The organism is Streptomyces sp. NPDC048484 (assembly GCF_040651415.1).
In the GTDB taxonomy this organism is placed as follows: Bacteria; Actinomycetota; Actinomycetes; order Streptomycetales; family Streptomycetaceae; genus Streptomyces.
In genome coordinates this window covers 100,030-119,164 of record NZ_JBEZJY010000008.1, presented here as the reverse complement: position 1 = coordinate 119,164, position 19,135 = coordinate 100,030, and the positions used below count along the sequence as shown (strand labels likewise).

Sequence of the window (19,135 nt, the reverse complement as noted above, 5' to 3'; positions counted from 1 at the left end):
CGCACTGTCCTACCTACTGTCGTGCGCTTCCTCACTCTCCGATAAGCGCATCCACGAATGCCTCCGGCTCGAACGGGGCCAGGTCGTCCGCGCCCTCGCCCAGGCCGATGAGCTTGACGGGGACACCCAGTTCGCGCTGGACGGCGATGACGATGCCGCCCTTGGCCGTGCCGTCGAGCTTGGTCAGGACGATGCCGGTGATGTCGACAACCTCGGCGAAGACCCTGGCCTGCACCAGCCCGTTCTGACCGGTGGTGGCGTCCAGGACGAGCAGCACCTCGTCGAGCGGAGCGTGCTTCTCGACGACACGCTTGACCTTGCCGAGTTCGTCCATGAGCCCGGTCTTGGTATGCAGACGGCCGGCCGTGTCGATGAGGACGACGTCGGCGCTCTCCTGGATGCCTTCCTTGACGGCGTCGAAGGCGATGGAGGCGGGGTCGCCGCCCTCGGGACCGCGGACGGTACGGGCGCCGACGCGCTCGCCCCAGGTCTGCAGCTGGTCGGCGGCGGCGGCACGGAAGGTGTCGGCCGCGCCGAGCAGCACATGCTTGCCGTCGGCGACGAGCACGCGCGCGAGCTTGCCGGTGGTGGTGGTCTTGCCGGTGCCGTTGACGCCGACGACCATCACGATGCCGGGGGTGTCCAGACCGGACTCGGTGTTCACGGTGCGGTCGAAGTCGGGCACCAGCAGGGTGAGCAGTTCCTCGCGCAGCAGGCCGCGCAGCTCCTCGGGCGTCCGCGTGCCGAGCACCTTCACCCGCTCGCGCAGCCGCTCGACCAGCTCCTGCGTGGGCTGCACGCCGACGTCGGCGGTGAGCAGCGTGTCCTCGATCTCCTCCCAGGTGTCCTCGTCGAGGTGCTCGCGCGCGAGGAGCGTGAGGAGCCCCTGACCGAGCGCGTTCTGCGAGCGGGAGAGCCGGGCGCGCAGGCGCACCAGGCGCCCGGCGGTCGGTTCCGGGACCTCGATCGGGGGTGCTTCGACGACCGGAGCGGGCTCCTCGACGAGGACCGGAGCGGTCGCCGAGGTGTCCGGAAGATCCACCTCCTCTATGGTGCGGCGCGGTTCGTCGCGCGGCGTCTCGGCCTCGTCGCCGACGTGCGGCTCGGCCGGCGGGGCGGTGATGTCGGGGGCGGCGGGGGGCGGCGGGGGCAGCTGCTTGCGCCTGCGGCTGCCGATCAGGAGCCCACCGAGCGCGCCGACCACGACCACGGCGATGACTACAGCAAGGATGACGATTTCCATAACAGCTCCAGTATGGCTTGACCTCCCGCCCGGCCGTTCGCTTCCAACGCGGGGCGGTATGTCCCACGGGCCGGGCCGGCCCGCCCGCCGCCCTGTGTCGGCCGGAGACCTGAACTTCTGGCAGGCACTGGTGGTGGCCACGGCGACGCCGATCGAGTCGTACGAGCTCGTTCGACTCGTCGGGCTCGTCGGGCTCGTCGGGCTCGTCGGGCTCGTCGGGCTCGTCGGGCTCGTCGGCATCGCGGGGTAGCCCGGTGGCGCGCCCGGCATGATGCTCCCCCGGGCGGCCTTCGGTCGGCGTGGCGATCTGCTGCCGGGCTCGCTGATCCGGATCGCCCGCCGGGGCTGGGAGACGAGCAACGCGGTGACCGGCGCGTATGCCCTGCTCACCGTGCTCGACATCGCCTTCGGCATCCGCGGCGACACCGGCCTGGTCATGGTGACGCCTACTCACGGGCACCAGCGCCTACTGGTACCGGGGCGGCTTCGCCCCGGCCGCGGTCGCCGCCCGGGCACCGGGCTGCCCTTCACCCCGCCCGAGCCGGAGCACACCAAGGGGCCCGCGACTATGGCTGTCTGACGCTCCGTCAGCTACCGTCCCCCCGCACCGGAGCCACCAGCACCCCACCCGCTCGGCGAAGGGCGACTTTCCCATGTCCGTAACGGTCGTACGTTTCAACCTCGTCGAACCCGGCGCCACGCCCGCCTCGCTCAGCGACCGCTACAAGGCCGCGCTGGAGATGGCCGCCTACGCCGACGACCGCGGTATGACCACCGTGCAGACCGAGGAACACCACGGCGCCGCCAACAACTGGCTGCCCTCGCCGTTCGTCTTCGCGGGCGCGGTCTTCGGTGCGACCCGGAAGATCGCGGTCACGGTCTCGGCGATCATCGGTCCGCTGCACGATCCGCTGCGGCTGGCCGAGGACATCGCCGTACTCGACCTTCTCAGCGGCGGCCGGCTCGTCACGGTGGCCGGCATCGGCTACCGGCCCGAGGAGTACGCGCTGTTCGACGTGGAGTGGGGACGGCGCGGCCGGCTCCAGGACGAGCTCCTGGAGACGCTGCTGAAGGCGTGGACCGGCGAGGACTTCGCGTACCGCGGCCGTACGGTACGGGTCACTCCGCGCCCCTTCTCCGATCCGCATCCCCTGCTGCTGGTGGGCGGTTCGTCGAAGGCCGCAGCCCGGCGCGCGGCGCGGCTCGGCCTGCCGTTCTTCCCGAGCGCGCACCTGCCGGACCTTGAGGCGTACTACAAGGAGCGGCTCGTCGAGTACGGCACGCAGGGCTGGACCATGATGCCCGCGGCGGTCACCCCGCTGCTGCACCTCGCCGAGGACCCGGACCGCGCCTGGGCCGAGCACGGGAAACACTTCCTGCACGAGGCGCGGACCTACGCCTCCTGGCAGTCCTCCGACATCCGCTCGGCGGTGAAGTCGGCTGCCACGACGGTGGACGAGCTGCGCGCCGAGGGCGTCTACCGGATCGTGACGCCGGACGAGTGCCTGGCCGAGGGCCTCGACAGCTACGTACTGCATCCGCTGTCCGGCGGGATGCCCGTCGACGAGGGCTGGCGCAGCATGCACCTGTTCTGCGAAAACGTACTGCCCCGCCTCAAGGGCCGGTAGGCCCCCGAACCGGGGCGGTACACCTCGTACGAACACGAACACGAGTACGAGTACGAGTACGAGGAGACGGGCAGCGGGGACTTGGCCCGTCTCCTCGGGTTCACGCGATGGGCCACAGGCCGGCCCATCTGCGACGGGCTCACCCGTCTGTGACGGGCTAACCCATCTCCTCCAGGGTCTTGCCCTTCGTCTCCTTCACGAACTTGAGCACGAACGGGATGGAGAGCGCGGCGAAGACCGTGTAGATCACGTAGGTCATCGAGAGGTTCCAGTCGGCCAGCGACGGGAAGCTCGCGGTGATGGCCCAGTTGGCGATCCACTGTGCGGCGGCGGCGACGCCGAGCGCGGCGGCGCGGATCCTGTTCGGGAACATCTCGCCGAGGAAGACCCAGACGACGACACCCCAGGAAAGCGCGAAGAAGAGGACGAACACATGGGCCGCGACCAGGGCGACCCAGCCCTGGGTGGCGGGCAGCTTGCCGTCGACGAGGTCGAAGGAGAAGGCCCAGGCCTCCAGGGCGAGCCCGATGACCATACCCACGGAACCGATGAGCGCGAGTGGCCGACGGCCGATCCGGTCGACGAAGATCATGGCGATCACGGTGCCGATGATGTTGATGATCGACGTGGTGAACGAGTAGAGGAACGAGTCCGTCGGGTCGACGCCCACCGACTGCCACAGCGTCGAGGAGTAGTAGAACGCGACGTTGATGCCGACGAACTGCTGGAAGACCGAGAGCCCGATACCGATCCAGACGATCGGCTTGAAGAAGAAGGTGCCGCCGAGCAGATCCTTGAAGACCGACTTGTGCTCGCTCTTCATGGCGTGCTCGATCTCGGCGACGCGGGCGTCCAGGTCGATCTTGTCGCCCTCGACCTCCCGGAGCACCTCACGGGCCCGCTCGTGGCGGCCGGCGGAGATCAGGAAGCGCGGCGACTCGGGGATCGCGAAGGAGAGCAGTCCGTAGAGCACGGCCGGGACGACCATGACGCCGAGCATGACCTGCCAGGCCTCCAGGCCCATGACCTTGCCGCGCTGGTCGCCGTCGGCGGCGTTGAGGATGCCCCAGTTGACGAGCTGCGAGACGGCGATGCCGATGACGATCGCGGCCTGCTGGAAGGAGCCGAGCCGCCCGCGGTACGCGGCCGGGGAGACCTCCGCGATGTAGGCCGGGCCGATGACCGAGGCCATACCGATGGCGAAGCCGCCGATGACCCGCCAGAAGGCCAGGTCGTACAGGGCGAAGGGCAGCGCGGAGCCGACGGCGCTGACGGTGAACAGCACGGCCGAGATCTGCATGCAGCGGATACGGCCGATGCGGTCGGCGATCCGGCCCGCGGTGGCGGCGCCGATCGCACAGCCGATCAGCGCGATGGCGATGACCTGAGCCAGGGCCGCGGAGCCGACATCGTATCGGTGACGAATGGCCTCGACGGCGCCGTTGATCACGGCACTGTCGTAGCCGAAGAGAAAGCCACCCATCGCGGCCGCCGCCGCGATGAAGATGACGTGCCCGAGATGCTCGGGGTGAGCCGTCTGGGCTGCTGACGGGGGTGGCTGCGCTGTGCTGGTCACGTGTAACTCCTCGGGCCACCGGCCTCACTGCCGGGGGTGGGGGGCGAGCCCTTCCGGACGGTGTCTCCAGTGGCGCACACGTTTACGCCACCCACCACCTGAAGGTAAAAGCAACGAAGCAGAGACTATGCCTTCAAGTTTCGAAGTCAAGAGGGGGTCACTGTCTAAAAAAACACCACAGGTGACGGACTCGTGTTCAAGTATTGAAGAGATAGGGACCGCATAGCTACGAATACCCCGTAAGCGGCGCGGGGAACGTCACACCCGTGCGCCCACCGCCACGGCTGATCCGGGATCTGATCCAGGAGCTGACCCGGGGCCTGATCCAGGATCTGATCCCGGACCTGATCCGAGACAGCCGGTATGGCCGGTACGGCCGTTCAGGCGAGGGTCAGTGGAGCCGCTGGCTGATGACCTTGGACACTCCGTCGCCCTGCATGGACACGCCGTACAGCGCGTCGGCGACCTCCATCGTCCGCTTCTGGTGCGTGATCACGATCAGCTGCGACGCTTCCTGCAGCTCCTCCATGAGCCGGATCAGCCTCTGCAGGTTGGTGTCGTCGAGCGCCGCCTCGACCTCGTCCATCACATAGAACGGACTGGGCCGCGCCTTGAAGATCGACACGAGCATCGCGACGGCGGTCAGCGACCGTTCCCCGCCGGAGAGCAGCGAGAGCCGCTTGACCTTCTTACCCGGCGGCCGCGCCTCGACATCGATGCCCGTGGTGAGCATGTTGTCGGGGTCGGTCAGGATCAGCCGTCCGTCCCCGCCGGGGAACAGCCGGCTGAAGACCCCCTCGAACTCCCGCGCCGTGTCCCAGAACGCCTCGGTGAAGACCTGCTCGACCCGCTCGTCGACCTCCTTCACCACCTGGAGGAGATCGGCACGCGTCTTCTTCAGGTCCTCCAGCTGCTCACTGAGGAACTTGTGGCGCTCCTCCAGCGCGGCGAACTCCTCCAGCGCGAGCGGATTGACCTTACCGAGCTGCTGATAGGCCCGCTCGGCCGACTTGAGCCGCTTCTCCTGCTCGGCCCGGTGGAAGGGGCGGGGCTGGTTGCGCGGATCCGCCGGGTCGTCCGGCAGTTCCTCGCCCTCGGCGGGAAGGGAGGGCGGGACCGGCTGGGCGGGACCGAACTCCTCGATCAGCCCCGCCGGTTCGACGCCCAGTTCCTCCAGCGCCTTCGCCTCCAACTGCTCGATCCGCATCCGCTTCTCGGCGCCCAGCACCTCACCGCGGTGCACCGAGTCCGTCAGCTTGTCGAGCTCGGCCTTGAGATCGCGGCCTTGGTTACGGGCGACGACGAGATCCTGCTCCCGCCGCGCCTTGGCGCTCTCCGCGGCGTCACGTTCCTCGTCCGCCCGGCCGAGCGAGACCTCGACATGGGCGAGCAACTGCCGCGCGCCGGAGGCGACGGCCTCGGCGACGGCGGCCTCGTGCCGCAGCCGCGCGCGGCGCTGCTCGGCGCGGGCACGGGCCTCACGTTCGGCGCGCGCGGCCCGGTCGAGCGAATCGGCCCGCCCGGCAAGACCCTTGACCCGCTCCTCGTGGGTACGCACCTGGAGCCGGGCCTCCATCTCGGTCTGCCGCGCGTTGGCTCCGTCGGCCGCGAGCCGGTCCCGTACAGAGGTGTCGGGCTCCTCCTCCACCGGCATCTCCTCGGCCACGATGAGCCGTTCGGCCAGCTCCTCGGCCTCTTCCACGGCCCGGTCGAGGGCTTCCTGCGCACGCGCGGCGGCCGCGGTGCTCCGCTCGGCCTCTCCCACGGCGCCCCGCGCCTGCCCGGCCAGCCCTCCGAGCTGCTGCGCGACCTGGGACTTCTCCCGTTCCCCGGCCCGTCGCCGCTCGCCCAGCTCGTCGACCGCGGCGACCCGTTCCCCGCGCAGCTCGGTGGCACGGTGCTGAGCTTCGCTCAGCTCCTCGCACCGCACGCCCAGCTCTTCCAGCTCCGCCGCCGCCTCGTCGACCGACGCCTGCACTTCGAGCAGACTGGGCGCCCCGGCGGAACCGCCCTGCGCGAAGTGCGCCCCGAGCAGGTCTCCCTCAGCGGTCACAGCGGTCGTCTCGGGGCGCGCGTAGACGAGATCCTCGGCGTCCTCCAGCGTCCCGACCACGACGATGCCCCGCAGCAGCCGCCGTACGGCAGGCATGAGGTCGGACGGCGCACGGACGAGATCGGCGGCGTACACCGGCGGGCGAGGGCCGGCCGCCCGCGCCTGCGGAGGTACGCGGCCGGGGCCGTCCAAGTCGCCGTGGCCCTCGGGGCTGTCGGGGCCGGCGGGGCCGGCGGGGCTGCGGGGGCCGTCGTGCTCGTGTACGCCGTCGGGTGCGCCGCCCGCAGCGGACGCGTCCTGCGCCGCCCGGTGCCGGCTGCCGTCTCCGGGAGAAGAAGCCGGGGACCCCGGCGCGTCCGTCGGCTCCGGGGCTCCCGCCAGCAGGAGCGCCGCCCGCCCCGCGTCCTGCTTGCGCAACAGACGGATGGCGTCCGCCGCCGCGGCGGGCGTGGTCGCCGCGATCGCATCCGCCGCGGCACCGAAGGCGGCCGCCAGCGCGACCTCGTGGCCCGGGGCGACCGAGAGCAGTTCGGCCGCGGGGCCGAGCAGGCCCGACAGCCGGTCCTTCGCCGCGAGCAGCGCCCCGGTGCCGTCCTTTCGGCGCAGTCCCAGGGACAGGGCCTCGTGGCGGGCCTGTGTGGCCGCGCGCCTGCGCTCTGCCGAGGTGGCCGCCTCACGGGCCGCGGTCAGCGCGGCCTCGGCGTCCACGAGGGCGCTCTTGGCCGCCTCGTGCTGGTCGGCGAGTTGCTCGTCGCCCGCGTCCAGGCCGTCGACCTCTGCCTTGAGCTGCTCGTACGCCTCCTGGGCGGCAACGGCGCGGTCCTGTGCCTCGTCGCGGGCGGAGGCGAGCCGGTCGATCTCGGACTGGGCGGAGGCGGCGCGCGAACGGGCCGCGTTGACCTGGCCGCTCAGCCGGGCCAGGCCCTCGCGCCGATCGGCGATGGCCCGGGCCACATCCTTGAGACGCCGCTCCTCCACCGCCAGTTCACGTTCCAGGTCGGCCCGGTGGGCGACCGTGTCCTCCAGGGCGTGCTCGGCGGCCTCCAGGGCCGCTTCGAGTTCGGCCTCCTGTTCCCGCACCCGCTCGGCCTCGCGCTCCATGTCCTCGGGGTCGCGTCCGCGCCGCTCCTCCGGCGGCTGGGCGGTGGCGCTCTTCACCCGGGCGTCCGCCAGCGAGACCGTGCCGCGTACCCGCTCGGCCAGCTGCGAGAGCTCGTACCAGGTCTGCTGGGCCCGCTGCAGGCGCGGGGCGAGCCGCCGCACCTCGTCCTCAAGCATGGCCTCCCGTTGGAGGGCCTTCTTCAGCTCGGCCTCGGCGGCCTCCTTGCGCTCCTTGAGCGCGGCCTCGTCGGCCACCTCGGCCTGGAGCGCCCCCCGGAGTCGTACGAGATCGTCGGCGAGCAGCCGCAGGCGGGCGTCCCGGAGGTCGGCCTGGATCACGGCGGCCCGGCGCGCGACGGCGGCCTGCCGGCCGAGGGGCTTCAGCTGCCGCCGCAGCTCGTCGTTGAGGTCCTGCACGCGCGCGAGGTTGACCTGCATCGCGTCCAGCTTCCGCAGCGCCTTCTCCTTGCGCTTGCGGTGCTTGAGGACGCCCGCGGCCTCCTCGATGAAGGCGCGGCGGCCCATCGGATCGGCGTGCAGGACGGAGTCGAGCCGGCCCTGCCCGACGATGACATGCATCTCACGGCCGATACCGGAGTCGGACAACAGCTCCTGGATGTCCAGCAGTCGGCAGGTGTCGCCGTTGATCTGGTACTCGCTGCCGCCGTTGCGGAACATGATCCGCGTGATCGTGACCTCGGCGTACTCGATGGGCAGCGCACCGTCGGAGTTGTCGATCGTCAGCGAGACCTCGGCACGGCCCAGCGGGGGCCGCCCGGTGGTGCCGGCGAAGATGACGTCCTCCATCTTGCCGCCGCGCAGCGACTTGGCGCCCTGCTCGCCCATGACCCAGCTGAGCGCGTCCACGACGTTGGACTTGCCCGAGCCGTTGGGCCCCACGACGCAGGTGATGCCCGGCTCGAACCGCAGCGTGGTGGCCGAGGCGAACGATTTGAACCCGCGCAGGGTCAGGGCCTTGAGGTGCACGCAGCCGGACTTTACCTTCCGGGTCGGCCTCACTCCACGAACGCGCGGTTTCACCCATGAACGTGCAGGGCACATCAGACGTTAAAGAAAGTGCACAGTAAGTGTTGGGGCGCGGGGGCGGGAAGACGCAGGAAAGACGCGGAGGCAAGAAAGAAGGGACGCCGAAGCGTCCCTTGCAACTGTGTTAGCGGCTGACACAGGCAGCCTGTTCACTGGTGGTGGTGTCTGTGCTGTTCAGTGATCAGGTGAGCGCAGGCTCCGCCTGGGGTACGTCGATGCTCTCGAGAAGCGAGTCGTGAGAAGCGGCAGCCGCGAGCGCGTCGTTCTCGGCCTGGATTCGTCCGAGTTCGGATTCCAGGTCCTGGACGCGCTGCTGGAGCCGTCGCATCTCGGCAATGAGTCGCGGGTCGGAACCGCCGACGTAACCGAGAAGCGCCTTTGCCATGATGGATGGTCCTCCACACTGAGTGACCGACCGAAGCGGTGTGGGTCGTGAGGGAATCGCACCCGCGATGCTTGGCAATCTTGAGTTCTACTGCCGCTCTTACATGCCAAACAGCTAAGGTGCGCGGGGTTTTCAGCGTCTCACCAAAAAGTTTGACGGTCAACACGATCACGCCCCGTATTGGGCGGCGCCCCTGGGCGCGCGGGCCGGGACAGGCGGCGCTGCCTCACTTCAGAGGCCCTGAGGGTGCGGAGATCATTCTTGTCGGCGGAGCCTGCCACGGTGGGGCCTTTCTTGGCAACCACCTGGTGGTTTCCACCCTGGGCAGGTGCCTGGCGCACGCCCCGCGCTCCCGTTCCGGGGCGTCCCGACCGGCGCGGCGGAGTGGATCTCACCGGATGGCGAACCCGTCGTAGCCGCCTCGGGGCGTGTCCCAGATCTCAGTGACTCCGTCCACCCGGCCCGGCGTGTCGTCTCCCACGAGCCACTCGAGCAACCCCTGACACCCGTCCTCGGGGCCCTCCGCGACCACCTGGACCCGTCCGTCCTCCAGATTGAGAGCAAAACCACTCAGGCCGCCGATCTCCAGAGCCTTGGCCCGCGTGTACCAGCGGAAACCCACACCCTGGACGCGCCCGCGTACCCAGGCGACCAGCCTTTTATGCTCACTCATGGCTGCACGCTAACCGGCCAATTGCTCTCGGAGCACTTCCTCCCCTTGCACCATGCGATACCGTCCCGACCCAATGAGCCTCACCCGTTCGGATGAGGCTCGCGTTGACCGCAAGGATGAGGAAGGCCAGAAGATGGGACGCCACCGACGCTCCGCCGCCGGCCGCGCCGTCACAGGCCGCGCCACCGGGGATACGCAGACGTACGAGTCACACACGAACGGTTACGCGACGGGTGGTGCGGGCGACTACGCGGACCTGGGTGACCACACCGCCGCGGGTGACTACCGCACCGCCGGGGACTACCTGACCGGGGGCCCCTACTCGACCGCCGGCCTGTACAGCTCGCCGGGCGGCATTCACGAGACGGGCGACCTCTACTCGAAGAGCGACGCCTACCTCTTCGAGGCGCGCGGGGCCGCCGGCCACGCCTCGGGCGACTACGCGCCCGACCGCGGCTCCGGGGGCCAGCGCCGCCGCAAGAAGGCCGTGACTCCCGTACGCACCGGCCTGCTCGGGGTCTCGGCCGCCGTCGCGATGGGTGCTGTCGCCGTCGCTTCCGGGCTGATACCGGGCAGCGACAGCCTCTCGATCGGCGGGGGCGGCGCTGACAACGTGCGCGCCCAGGACACGCCGAGCGACGTGCAGACCCAGGGCGGCACGAACGACTCCGCGGACGACCGCGTGGACCCGGGCACGAGCCGGGACCTGGAGCGCTCCGCGTCCCCCTCGGTCTCGCCGACGAAGGCTCCGGAGAAGACCGAGAAGAAGCCGTCCGCCACGCCGTCGGCCAAGGCACCGGCCAAGGACTCGAAGACCGAGAAGCCGGCCACGAAGGCTCCTTCGAAGAAGGCGCCCGAGACGACGCCGTCGAAGGCGGCGTCCACGCCGTCCACCGCCGAGGCCGCGGTCCTCTCGCTGGTCAACGACGAGCGGGCCAAGGCCGGCTGCAGCCCGGTGACCGCGTCCGGCTCGCTGGCCGCGCTGGCCGAGGCCTTCAGCGAGGACATGGCCGCGCGGGGCTTCTTCGACCACACGGACCCGAACGGGGCCTCCCCCTGGGACCGGGCGGAGAAGGCCGACATAACGAACCTCGGTGGCGAGAACATCGCCCGCGGCCAGGCCGACGCCGCCGCGGTGATGGAGGCCTGGATGAACAGCCCTGGTCACCGCGCGAACATCCTGAACTGCGACTTCAAGACCCTGGGCGTCGGCGCGCACTTCGCGTCGGGCGGCCCGTGGTGGACGCAGGACTTCGGCTACTAGTCACGACGCGGGCACGCTCTGCAGCAACGCCGTACTCCCGGACAGCGCTAACTTCTGGTTAGCGCTGTCCGGGAGTACGCTCTGCTCATGGACGCCACGGATCGGCCGGATCTCGCGTACGACGTGTTCTCCAAAGGGTGCCCGTCCCGGGGCACTCTTGAGCACGTCACGGGACGCTGGGGCGGGCTCACGCTGGGAGCGCTGTCCGAGAGCCCGCTGCGCTTCAACGAACTGCGCCGGCGCGTGGACGGCGTGAGCGAGAAAATGCTCTCCCAGACACTGCACGCGCTGGAGCGCGACGGGCTGGTGCACCGGGAGGCCCAGCCCACGAACCCGCCGCGGGTGGACTACGAGCTGACGCCGCTGGGCCGCGAGATCGCCGGTCGGCTGGTTGCCCTCATCCACTTCGTGGAGGGGCGCATGGACGACGTACTGGGGGCGCGCGAGCGCTATGACACCGCGCGCGGCGGGCGCTGACAGCGCGGACAGAAGTAGCTGGACCGATTCATCCAGGGCCTGCGCCGCATCACGGTGCCGCAGCGGCGGCACGGCTCGCCCTCACGGCCGTACGCGTCGAGCGAGCGGTCGAAGTAGCCCGACTCCCCGTTCACGTTGACGTAGAGGCTGTCGAAGCTGGTGCCGCCGACGGCGAGAGCCGCGTTCATCACATCCCGTACATGGCCCAGGAGTTCGGCCGTGCGCGGGCGCGTGAATCCGGTGGTGGAGCGCTCGTAGTGGAGCCGCGCGCGCCAAAGTGCCTCGTCCGCGTAGATGTTGCCGACGCCGCTGATCAACGACTGGTCGAGCAGGGCGCGTTTGACGGTGGTGCGCCTGCGGCGCAGCGCCTCGTGGAACGCGTCGTCGTCGAACAGCGGGTCCAGAGGGTCACGGGCGATGTGCGCGATGACGTCGGGCAGCCCGTCGGGCGACGTCTCGTGCAACGAGAGCCCGCCGAAGGTGCGTTGGTCGACGAAGCGGAGCTCGGTGCCGAGGTCGTCGGAGAACCGGACGCGGATGCGCAGATGCTTCTCGTCCGCTGCGTCCTGCGGCTGGACGAGCAGCTGACCGCTCATCCCGAGGTGCGCGAGGACGGCGCTCGGTGAGTCCGCGAGCGGCAGCCAGAGATATTTGCCGCGGCGCTGGACCAGTCCGACGCGGTGGCCCTTCAGCCGGGCCCCGAAGTCCTCGCCGCCCGCGATGTGCCGGCGCACGGCGCGCGGGTGCAGCACCTGCGTGTCCGCGACGATCCGTCCGCTGACCCAGCGTTCGAGGCCTCGCCGTACGACCTCGACCTCGGGCAGTTCGGGCACGGGGTCTCCTCCGGAGGGGGCGGTTTCTGAACGTGTGCGTTGCGCTGGGCTGGGCTGTTGTCGGGCGCGGGTCGGTGGGAGCTGGTCGCGCCGCTGGAGGCAACGGCGCTTCGCGCGTTGAACGTGTTTGCCCGCCCCCGGTGACCGGGGGCGGGCAAACACGGATGCTTCAGGCCGAAGCGGGGTCGGATGCCGTCGGGGGGGAGGCGTCGAGCGTCTCCTCCTCGACTGCGTCGACCGTCTCGACTGTCGTCGGTGCTTCAGCCTCTGCGGCGGCGGCCGCCTCGGCCCGCTCGTCCGCGGCGGAGCGGATGGCCCGCCAAGCGGACTCCGCGGCCTGCTGCTCCGCTTCCTTCTTGCTGCGGCCGGTGCCGGTGCCGTACGAGACGCCTCCGACGCGGGCAGCAGCGGTGAAGGTCTTCTCATGGTCCGGGCCGGTCTCGGTGACCAGGTACTCGGGAACGCCGAGCCCCTCGGTCGCCGTGAGTTCCTGGAGACTGGTTTTCCAGTCCAGGCCCGCGCCCAGATTCGAGGATCTCTCGATCAGCGGGTCGAAGAGCCGGTGGACGAGTTCGCCCGCCGCATCCAGACCCTGGTCGAGATAGACAGCGCCGATCACCGCTTCGAGGGTGTCGGCGAGGATGGACGCCTTGTCCCGGCCGCCTGTGCCCTCTTCACCCCGGCCGAGCCGGATGAAGGAGCCGAGGTCGAGCCCCCGGCTCACCTCCGCAAGTGCACGCGAGTTGACCACCGCGGCCCGCAACTTGGCCAGCTGGCCTTCGGGCAGGTCGGGGTGGGTGGTGTACAGCGTGTCCGTGACCACGAGGCCGAGCACGGAGTCCCCGAGGAACTCCAGTCGTTCGTTGGTCGGCAGACCGCCGTTCTCGTATGCGTACGAACGGTGGGTCAGTGCACGCACCAGAAGGGCGGACTCGAGCTTGTACCCGAGCCGCCCTTCCAGAAGGGTGTGGGACGAGGCTGTGTTCTCCGCCTTTTTGCTGGCGCTGACTTCCGCCTTGGCGTCGTCCGCCTTCTTGGGGCTAGACACAGTGCCTCTCACCAGCCGCTCAGACCTCGAGGACCTGGCGCTTGTTGTAGGTGCCGCAAGCGGGGCACGCGATGTGCTGCAGCTTGGGCTCGTGGCAGCGCTCGCACGCAACCAGGTTGGGGACCGCAGCCTTCCACTGCGACCGGCGGTGGCGCGTGTTGCTGCGCGACATCTTCCGCTTCGGAACAGCCACGGCTACTTCTCCTGCTTCTCGGCGGCGCGTGTTGACTTGGGCGCTTCGCCGCTCTTGTCCTTCTCGCCATCTTCGAGTGAACCGGCGAGTCCCTGCAGTGCCGCCCAACGGATGTCGACGGCGTCATGGTGGTGGTCCGGGTCGTCCGCGAGCCGGGCTCCGCACTGGGAGCACAGGCCGGGGCAGTCGTCCTGGCACACCGGCTGCATCGGCAGTGCGAGCACCACCGCATCACGCAGCACGGGTTCGAGGTCGAACAGGCCGTCCTCGATGAAAAGCGTGTCCTCGTCGTCCTCGGCGTCGTCGGCCGGCTCCGCTTTCACACGGCCCCGGTCGTCGGCGTCACGGTACGAGAACATCTCCTGGAAATCCGTTTCGAGCTGCTGCTCGACCGGCTCCAGACACCTTACGCACTCCCCCTTGGCCAGTGCACGGGCGGTGCCTGTGACAAGCACCCCTTCCATGACCGACTCAAGACGGAGGTCGAGCTTCACCGGGGTGCCTTCCGGCACTCCGATGACTCCCTGGATACCGAGATCCGTGGGAGCGTCGATCTCGCGGGTCAGGCGCTGCAGCGCACCGGGACGCCGCCCCAGCTCGTGTGTGTCGAACACGAGAGGGTTGCGGTGGTCTAGGCGGGCGTTCAGAACCTGTTCCTACTTTCGATCTTGAAACTCGGGGTTACCGCCCTTGGTGTTTCCCGGGCAGCGTTGATCGCGGACGTGCACACGACCGAAGAGCCAGGATACTGGACCTTTCGCTCTCGGCCCAATCCGGCGTCAGCGCCCCTGTTCGTACGCCCGCAGCTGCTCCGCGCTGATCATGCCGGTGTCGAAGAGGCTGGTCTCGTCGAGCGCATTCTCGGGCGGCTGGGGCGTCTGGGGCGGCTGAGGGGACGGGGCGTACGCCTGCTGCCCGTTCTGGTCGTACGCGACCTGCTGGTCGTAACCCTGCTGCGGGTAGGCGGCGTACGGATCGGCGTTCTGCTGGTAGCCGTACCCGTCCTGCTGTACGTACTGCTGCTGCTGCTGATAGCCGTACGGGTCGGCGCTCTGCTGCTGGTAGGCGTAGGCGTCCTGCTGCGCGTACTGCTGCTGGTGGGGCAGGTCCACCGGAGCCGGAGGCTGGGGCAGGTCGGCGGGCCGGAGCGGGGCCGAGGCGGCGGCGGACTGCTCGGGGGTCTCCGCGAGGCCGTCCAGGTACTCGGCGTCGGTGGTGTGCCCCGGCGTCCCGTCCTCCCCGAAGCCGCCCAGGTCGCTCAGGTCGTCGCTGGCGATCCTGCCGTGCAGCTTCTGGCGGCCCCGGCCGACGGCGTCCAGGGTCTTGGCGAGGACGGCCTCGAAGGCGCCGAGCTTGACGTCGACGTATTCGTCGGCGCTGCGGCGCAGGGTCTCCGGGTCGTGGCTGCGCTCGGGGGCGTCCTCGTCCTCGTAGCCCTGTTCATCGGTGCCGGGCCCGGTGCCGAGGAGCTTCTCGCGGCCCCGGCCGACCGAACCGAGGGTCTTGGTGAGTACGACCTCGAAGTTGGCGAGCTTGGAGTCGACGTACTCGTCGGCCTCGGCGCGGACGTCCTCGGACTCCTTGCGGGCCCCGGCCAGGATCCGGTCTGCCTCGTTCTGCGAGCGGCGGGCGACCTCGGTGTCGGAGATCAGCGAACCGCGTTCGGCGTGCGCGGACTCGACGATCCGCTCGGCCTCCAGACGGGCCTGCTCGACCATCTGCTCGCGGCCGCCGATCAGTTCCTCTGCCTGGGCGAGAGAGCCCGGCAGCGCCTGGCGTACCTCTTCCAGCAGGGAGAGGAGCTCGGCGCGGTTGACCACGCACGAGGCCGACATGGGCATGGAACGGGCGCTGCCGACCACCGAGACGATCTCATCGAGCTTCTTCTGCACGTCCACCGTGTGCTCGCCACTCTCTACAGCTGTGATGGAGACGGACAGTCCGACTGTACGACCACTCCTGCCCCGCCCGACACCGGATGGCGGACTCCCGGAACCGCGAGGGCTGTTCAGTCCTTCCTGAGACGCTCACCGAGTGCCTGCAGGACCACCGGGGGCACCAGGTGGGAGACGTCTCCGCCCCAGGTCGCGACCTCCTTGACCAGTGAGGAGGAGAGGAAGCTGTAGGTGGGGTTGGTCGGGACGAAGAGGGTCTCGACGCCGGAGAGGCCGTTGTTCATCTGGGCCATCTGCAGCTCGTAGTCGAAGTCGCTGACCGCGCGCAGGCCCTTCACGATGGCCGGGATGTCGCGCTCCTTGCAGAAGTCGACGAGGAGTCCGTGGAAGGCCTCCACCTCGACGTTCCCGAACTCGGCGGTGACCTGACGGATCAGGTCGATCCGCTCATCGATCTCGAACAGCCCCTTCTTGGACTGGTTGATCATCACCGCGACGTGCACGACGTCGTACAGCCTGGACGCTCTGGCGATGATGTCGAGATGTCCGTTGGTAATCGGGTCGAACGACCCGGGACAGACGGCGCGGCGCACTTCAGATCCCTCGCTCTCCGGTCCGGTCATCGTGCGTCTTCGCACGTAGAGGCGGCGCGACCGTACCAAAACGTTCCCTCGCCGTAGCGACGGGAGCGCAGTGCTTCAAAGCCGTCTGGCCATCGGAATTCGCCGCCTCTTGTACCGCGCTCAACGGTGACGAGCGCTTCGTCCGTGAGCCAGCCCCCCGCACGGAGTGTGAGGAGAATCTCGCGAAGATCGTCATCCGTGACCGCGTACGGCGGATCGAGAAACACCAGGTCGTACGGGGTTTGTGGCACGCCGGTACGGATGATCTGTTCCGCTTTGCCGGACCTCACCTCGGCGCCGGGCAGCCCCAGCGACTTCACGTTCTCCCGGATCGTGCGGGCCGCGCGGGCGTCGGCCTCGACCAGGAGGGTGTGTCCGGCGCCGCGGCTCAGCGCCTCCAGGCCGACCGCGCCCGAACCGGCGTACAGGTCGAGGACGCGGTCGCCTTGCAGGGGGCCGCCGAGCAGGGACTGCCAGGTGGAGAAGAGACCCTCGCGGGCACGGTCGGAGGTGGGCCTTGTGCCGGTGCCCGGCGGGACTGCCAGGCGTCTTCCGCCTGCTGTGCCGGCGATCACGCGGGTCATCGCGGGTCCTTGCTGGAGGGAGTGGTCACGGGATCAGTCTGGCAGGTGGGCAGTCCTTCGCGTGGTGGGTGGGTGCGGGGCTGATCGCGCAGTTCCCCGCGGCCCTGACGGGGCGCTCGGTGCGGGGCCAGCCCGGCGCGAGGCGGGGCAGGGCGGGGCTGCCTTCGGGCGGCGGGCTCGGCTCGGAGCACCCCGGAGCCCAGGGGTCAGCCCTTGTCCAGGTACTGCTCCCTCTCCTCGTCCAGCAGAGCCTGCAGAGCCGTGCGCAGGCCGGGGAAGCGGTCGAGGTCCGGGTCGGTGGCGACCAGCGCGGTCGCCTCCTCGCGGGCCTCGGCGATGATCTCCTCGTCCTCGATGACGGCGAGCATCCGCAGCGAGGTACGGGCCCCGGACTGGGCCTGGCCGAGGACATCGCCCTCGCGTCGCTGTTCGAGGTCGATACGGGAGAGCTCGAAGCCGTCGAGCGTGGACGCCACCGAGGTCAGCCGCTGGCGGGCCGGGCTCGCCTCCGGCATCTCGGTGACCAGGAGGCACAGACCCGCTGCGGAGCCACGGCCGACACGACCGCGCAGCTGATGGAGCTGGGACACTCCGAACCGGTCGGCGTCCATGATCACCATGGCTGTCGCGTTCGGCACGTTCACCCCCACCTCGATGACCGTCGTGGCGACCAGGACCTGGGTCTCCCCTCCCGAGAAGCGGCGCATCACGGCGTCCTTCTCATCGGGTGGCATACGGCCGTGCAGCACTTCGACCTTGAGGCCCTGGAGAGGGCCCTGGGCGAGCTGGTCGGCGACTTCGAGGACGGCGAGGGGCGGGCGCTTCTCGGCGTCCGCCGCGGCCACCTCCTCGGCGGACGGCTTCTTCTTGCTCTTCTTCTTCGGGTCGTCGTCCTCGTCGCCGATGCGGGGGCAGACCACGTACGCCTGATGACCGTTGGACACCTCCTCCCGCACGCGCTCCCACGCGCGCGCGAGGAAGTGGGGCTTGTCCGCGGCCGGGACGACATGGCTGGCGATGGGCGAGCGCCCGGCGGGGAGCTGGTCCAGGACCGAGGTGTCCAGGTCGCCGAAGACGGTCATGGCGACCGTGCGGGGAATGGGCGTGGCGGTCATCACGAGGAGATGCGGCGGCTGCTTGCCCTTGCCGCGCAGGGCGTCGCGCTGTTCGACGCCGAACCGGTGCTGTTCGTCCACCACGACCAGGCCCAGGTCGTGGAACTGCACCTTGTCCTCGATCAGGGCGTGCGTGCCGATGACGAGCCCCGCCTCGCCGGTGACCAGGTCGAGGAGGGCCTGACGGCGGCCGGCCACCCCCATGGAGCCGGTGAGCAGCACCACCTTCGTGGAGTCGGCGGCCCCGCCGAGCATTCCGCCCTCGGCCAGCTCCCCCATCATCTCGGTGATGGACCGGTGGTGCTGCTGGGCGAGCACTTCGGTGGGCGCCAGCATCGCCGCCTGCCCACCCGTGTCGACCACGGCCAGCATGGCGCGCAGGGCCACCAACGTCTTTCCGCTTCCCACCTCCCCCTGCAGCAGCCGGTGCATCGGGTGTTCCGTGGCCAGGTCGTCGAAGATCTCCCTGGAGACCTTCTGCTGGCCTTCGGTGAGGGTGAAGGGGAGCTTTGCGTCGAAGGCGGACAGCAGTCCGTCCTTCTTGGGCTTCCTTGCCACGGCGGGCAGTTGGGCGTCCGCGTGGCGGCGGCGGGCCAGGGCCACCTGGAGGACGAAGGCCTCGTCCCACTTGAGGCGGGAGCGGGCGTCCTCGATGTCCGCCTTGGTGTGCGGGCGGTGGATCTTGAGCAGGGCCTCGGGCAGGGAGACCAGGCCGCGGCCTGCCTGGAGCGGCTCGGGCAGCGGGTCGACGGCCTCCTGGGCGCTCGGCAGCACCGTCTGCACGGCCTTGGCGATCTTCCAGGACTCCAGTTTGGCGGTGGCGGGGTAGAGCGGGATCAGCGCTCCGGCCCAGGAGTCCACCGTCTCGGACGCGTCCTCGCCGCGCAGCAGCTCGTACGCCGGATGGGCCAGCTGGAGGCGGTGATTGAAGACGGACACCTTGCCCGAGAACAGCGCGCGCGTGCCGGGGAGGAGTTCCTTGTGGGGTTTGTGCACGCCGTTGCCGAAGAAGACGAGCTTGAGCCGGCCGTTGCCGTCCGTGATGGTCACTTCGAGGCGCTGGCCCTTGCCGCGGGGGGCTCTGGGCGAGGCGAAGGTGTGCAGACGGGCGTCGGCGACCTGGGCGACCACCGTCACATGCTCGTCCATGGGCAGGTCCGCGAGGTGGGTGAGCTGCCCACGCTCCTCGTACCTGCGCGGATAGTGGTGCAGCAGGTCACCGACGGTGTGCAGGCCGAGATGCTCGCCCATCACCTTCGCGGTGGCGGGTCCGAGCACCTTCTTCAGTGGTTCTTCGAGCGCGGGCACGAGATCCATTGCACACCACAGCACTGACAATGCCGTATACGTCCTGGAAATCCGCTGGTCAGACGGCTCGTTCGGGGCCTACGATGGCC

Annotated in this window: 16 protein-coding genes and 1 pseudogene; 4 read left to right on the top strand and 13 right to left on the bottom strand. The window is 69.8% G+C overall.

Translation table 11 applies throughout. The features are described from left to right. Positions 1-31: 31 nt before the first annotated feature. Positions 32-1,243 (bottom strand): signal recognition particle-docking protein FtsY, encoded by a 1,212-nt coding sequence (gene ftsY, locus AB0D14_RS10545; protein WP_362776805.1) that lies wholly within the window; start codon positions 1,241-1,243, stop codon positions 32-34. Positions 1,244-1,352: 109 nt separating this feature from the next. Between ftsY and AB0D14_RS10540 the strand changes: the two are divergent. Together AB0D14_RS10540 and AB0D14_RS10535 are read left to right on the top strand one after the other, a co-directional pair. Then, positions 1,353-1,688, top strand: a pseudogene (locus AB0D14_RS10540) (cytosine permease); the annotation flags it as partial. 208 nt (positions 1,689-1,896) lie between these two features. Then, the gene (locus AB0D14_RS10535) at positions 1,897-2,871 is read left to right on the top strand and encodes an LLM class flavin-dependent oxidoreductase (protein WP_362776802.1); all 975 of its coding nucleotides are present in this window, start codon (positions 1,897-1,899) and stop codon (positions 2,869-2,871) included. 157 nt (positions 2,872-3,028) lie between these two features. Here the strand turns inward: AB0D14_RS10535 and AB0D14_RS10530 are convergent, their stop codons facing one another. From AB0D14_RS10530 to AB0D14_RS10515, 4 genes are all read right to left on the bottom strand, one after another. After that, positions 3,029-4,447 carry a sugar porter family MFS transporter gene (locus AB0D14_RS10530; RefSeq protein WP_362776800.1) on the bottom strand — a complete coding sequence of 473 codons (1,419 nt, stop codon included), beginning with the start codon at positions 4,445-4,447 and terminating at the stop codon, positions 3,029-3,031. Positions 4,448-4,838: 391 nt separating this feature from the next. Beyond that, complete coding sequence (locus AB0D14_RS10525; RefSeq protein ID WP_362776798.1) at positions 4,839-8,588, bottom strand: AAA family ATPase; 3,750 nt, start codon at positions 8,586-8,588, stop codon at positions 4,839-4,841. A 241-nt stretch (positions 8,589-8,829) separates the two neighbouring features. Further along, positions 8,830-9,033: a hypothetical protein gene (locus tag AB0D14_RS10520; RefSeq protein WP_107021972.1), complete on the bottom strand. Its 204-nt coding sequence runs from the start codon at positions 9,031-9,033 to the stop codon at positions 8,830-8,832. Between the two features lie 391 nt (positions 9,034-9,424). Then, positions 9,425-9,706, bottom strand: a complete 282-nt coding sequence (locus AB0D14_RS10515) for an acylphosphatase (protein ID WP_362776795.1) — start codon at positions 9,704-9,706, stop codon at positions 9,425-9,427. Between the two features lie 133 nt (positions 9,707-9,839). Between AB0D14_RS10515 and AB0D14_RS10510 the strand changes: the two genes are divergently transcribed. Both AB0D14_RS10510 and AB0D14_RS10505 read left to right on the top strand, forming a co-directional pair. Continuing rightward, positions 9,840-10,970 carry a CAP domain-containing protein gene (locus tag AB0D14_RS10510; protein ID WP_362776793.1) on the top strand — a complete coding sequence of 377 codons (1,131 nt, stop codon included), beginning with the start codon at positions 9,840-9,842 and terminating at the stop codon, positions 10,968-10,970. An 87-nt stretch (positions 10,971-11,057) separates the two neighbouring features. Next, positions 11,058-11,447: a helix-turn-helix domain-containing protein gene (locus AB0D14_RS10505; RefSeq protein WP_362776791.1), complete on the top strand. Its 390-nt coding sequence runs from the start codon at positions 11,058-11,060 to the stop codon at positions 11,445-11,447. Here the strand turns inward: AB0D14_RS10505 and mutM are convergent. The 8 genes from mutM to recG all read right to left on the bottom strand — a co-directional run bounded on the left by mutM (position 11,420) and on the right by recG (position 19,055). Further along, on the bottom strand, positions 11,420-12,280 hold the full coding sequence (gene mutM / locus AB0D14_RS10500; RefSeq protein ID WP_362776788.1) for a bifunctional DNA-formamidopyrimidine glycosylase/DNA-(apurinic or apyrimidinic site) lyase: 861 nt from the start codon (positions 12,278-12,280) through the stop codon (positions 11,420-11,422). The two genes, AB0D14_RS10505 and mutM, sit on opposite strands and share 28 nt — an antisense overlap. 169 nt (positions 12,281-12,449) lie before the next feature. Further along, on the bottom strand, positions 12,450-13,340 hold the full coding sequence (gene rnc / locus AB0D14_RS10495; protein WP_362776785.1) for a ribonuclease III: 891 nt from the start codon (positions 13,338-13,340) through the stop codon (positions 12,450-12,452). 7 nt (positions 13,341-13,347) lie between these two features. Then, the gene (gene rpmF / locus AB0D14_RS10490) at positions 13,348-13,521 is read right to left on the bottom strand and encodes a 50S ribosomal protein L32 (RefSeq protein WP_033321093.1); all 174 of its coding nucleotides are present in this window, start codon (positions 13,519-13,521) and stop codon (positions 13,348-13,350) included. A 2-nt stretch (positions 13,522-13,523) separates the two neighbouring features. Continuing rightward, on the bottom strand, positions 13,524-14,168 hold the full coding sequence (locus tag AB0D14_RS10485) for a DUF177 domain-containing protein (protein ID WP_362777031.1): 645 nt from the start codon (positions 14,166-14,168) through the stop codon (positions 13,524-13,526). 132 nt (positions 14,169-14,300) lie between these two features. Further along, positions 14,301-15,419, bottom strand: coding sequence for a cell division initiation protein (locus AB0D14_RS10480; RefSeq protein ID WP_362776783.1), 1,119 nt, complete (start codon positions 15,417-15,419; stop codon positions 14,301-14,303). 110 nt (positions 15,420-15,529) lie between these two features. Further along, entirely contained in the window at positions 15,530-16,009 is a 480-nt protein-coding gene (gene coaD / locus AB0D14_RS10475; protein ID WP_362777028.1) for a pantetheine-phosphate adenylyltransferase, read from the bottom strand. Positions 16,010-16,035: 26 nt separating this feature from the next. Further along, a complete protein-coding gene (gene rsmD, locus AB0D14_RS10470; RefSeq protein ID WP_362776781.1) occupies positions 16,036-16,623 on the bottom strand; it encodes a 16S rRNA (guanine(966)-N(2))-methyltransferase RsmD in 588 nt (195 codons plus the stop codon). Positions 16,624-16,829: 206 nt separating this feature from the next. Further along, a complete protein-coding gene (recG, locus tag AB0D14_RS10465; protein ID WP_362776779.1) occupies positions 16,830-19,055 on the bottom strand; it encodes an ATP-dependent DNA helicase RecG in 2,226 nt (741 codons plus the stop codon). Between the last annotated feature and the right edge of the window lie 80 nt (positions 19,056-19,135).

Excerpts from the sequence above, each read along its gene's own strand:
- ftsY (WP_362776805.1), bottom strand. The coding sequence starts at position 1,243 with ATGGAAATCGTCATCCTTGCTGTAGTCATCGCCGTGGTCGTGGTCGGC.
- AB0D14_RS10520 (WP_107021972.1), bottom strand. The coding sequence starts at position 9,033 with ATGGCAAAGGCGCTTCTCGGTTACGTCGGCGGTTCCGACCCGCGACTC.
- recG (WP_362776779.1), bottom strand. The coding sequence starts at position 19,055 with ATGGATCTCGTGCCCGCGCTCGAAGAACCACTGAAGAAGGTGCTCGGA.
- AB0D14_RS10505 (WP_362776791.1), top strand. The coding sequence starts at position 11,058 with ATGGACGCCACGGATCGGCCGGATCTCGCGTACGACGTGTTCTCCAAA.
- rsmD (WP_362776781.1), bottom strand. The coding sequence starts at position 16,623 with ATGACCCGCGTGATCGCCGGCACAGCAGGCGGAAGACGCCTGGCAGTC.
- AB0D14_RS10535 (WP_362776802.1), top strand. The coding sequence starts at position 1,897 with ATGTCCGTAACGGTCGTACGTTTCAACCTCGTCGAACCCGGCGCCACG.
- AB0D14_RS10510 (WP_362776793.1), top strand. The coding sequence starts at position 9,840 with ATGGGACGCCACCGACGCTCCGCCGCCGGCCGCGCCGTCACAGGCCGC.
- AB0D14_RS10515 (WP_362776795.1), bottom strand. The coding sequence starts at position 9,706 with ATGAGTGAGCATAAAAGGCTGGTCGCCTGGGTACGCGGGCGCGTCCAG.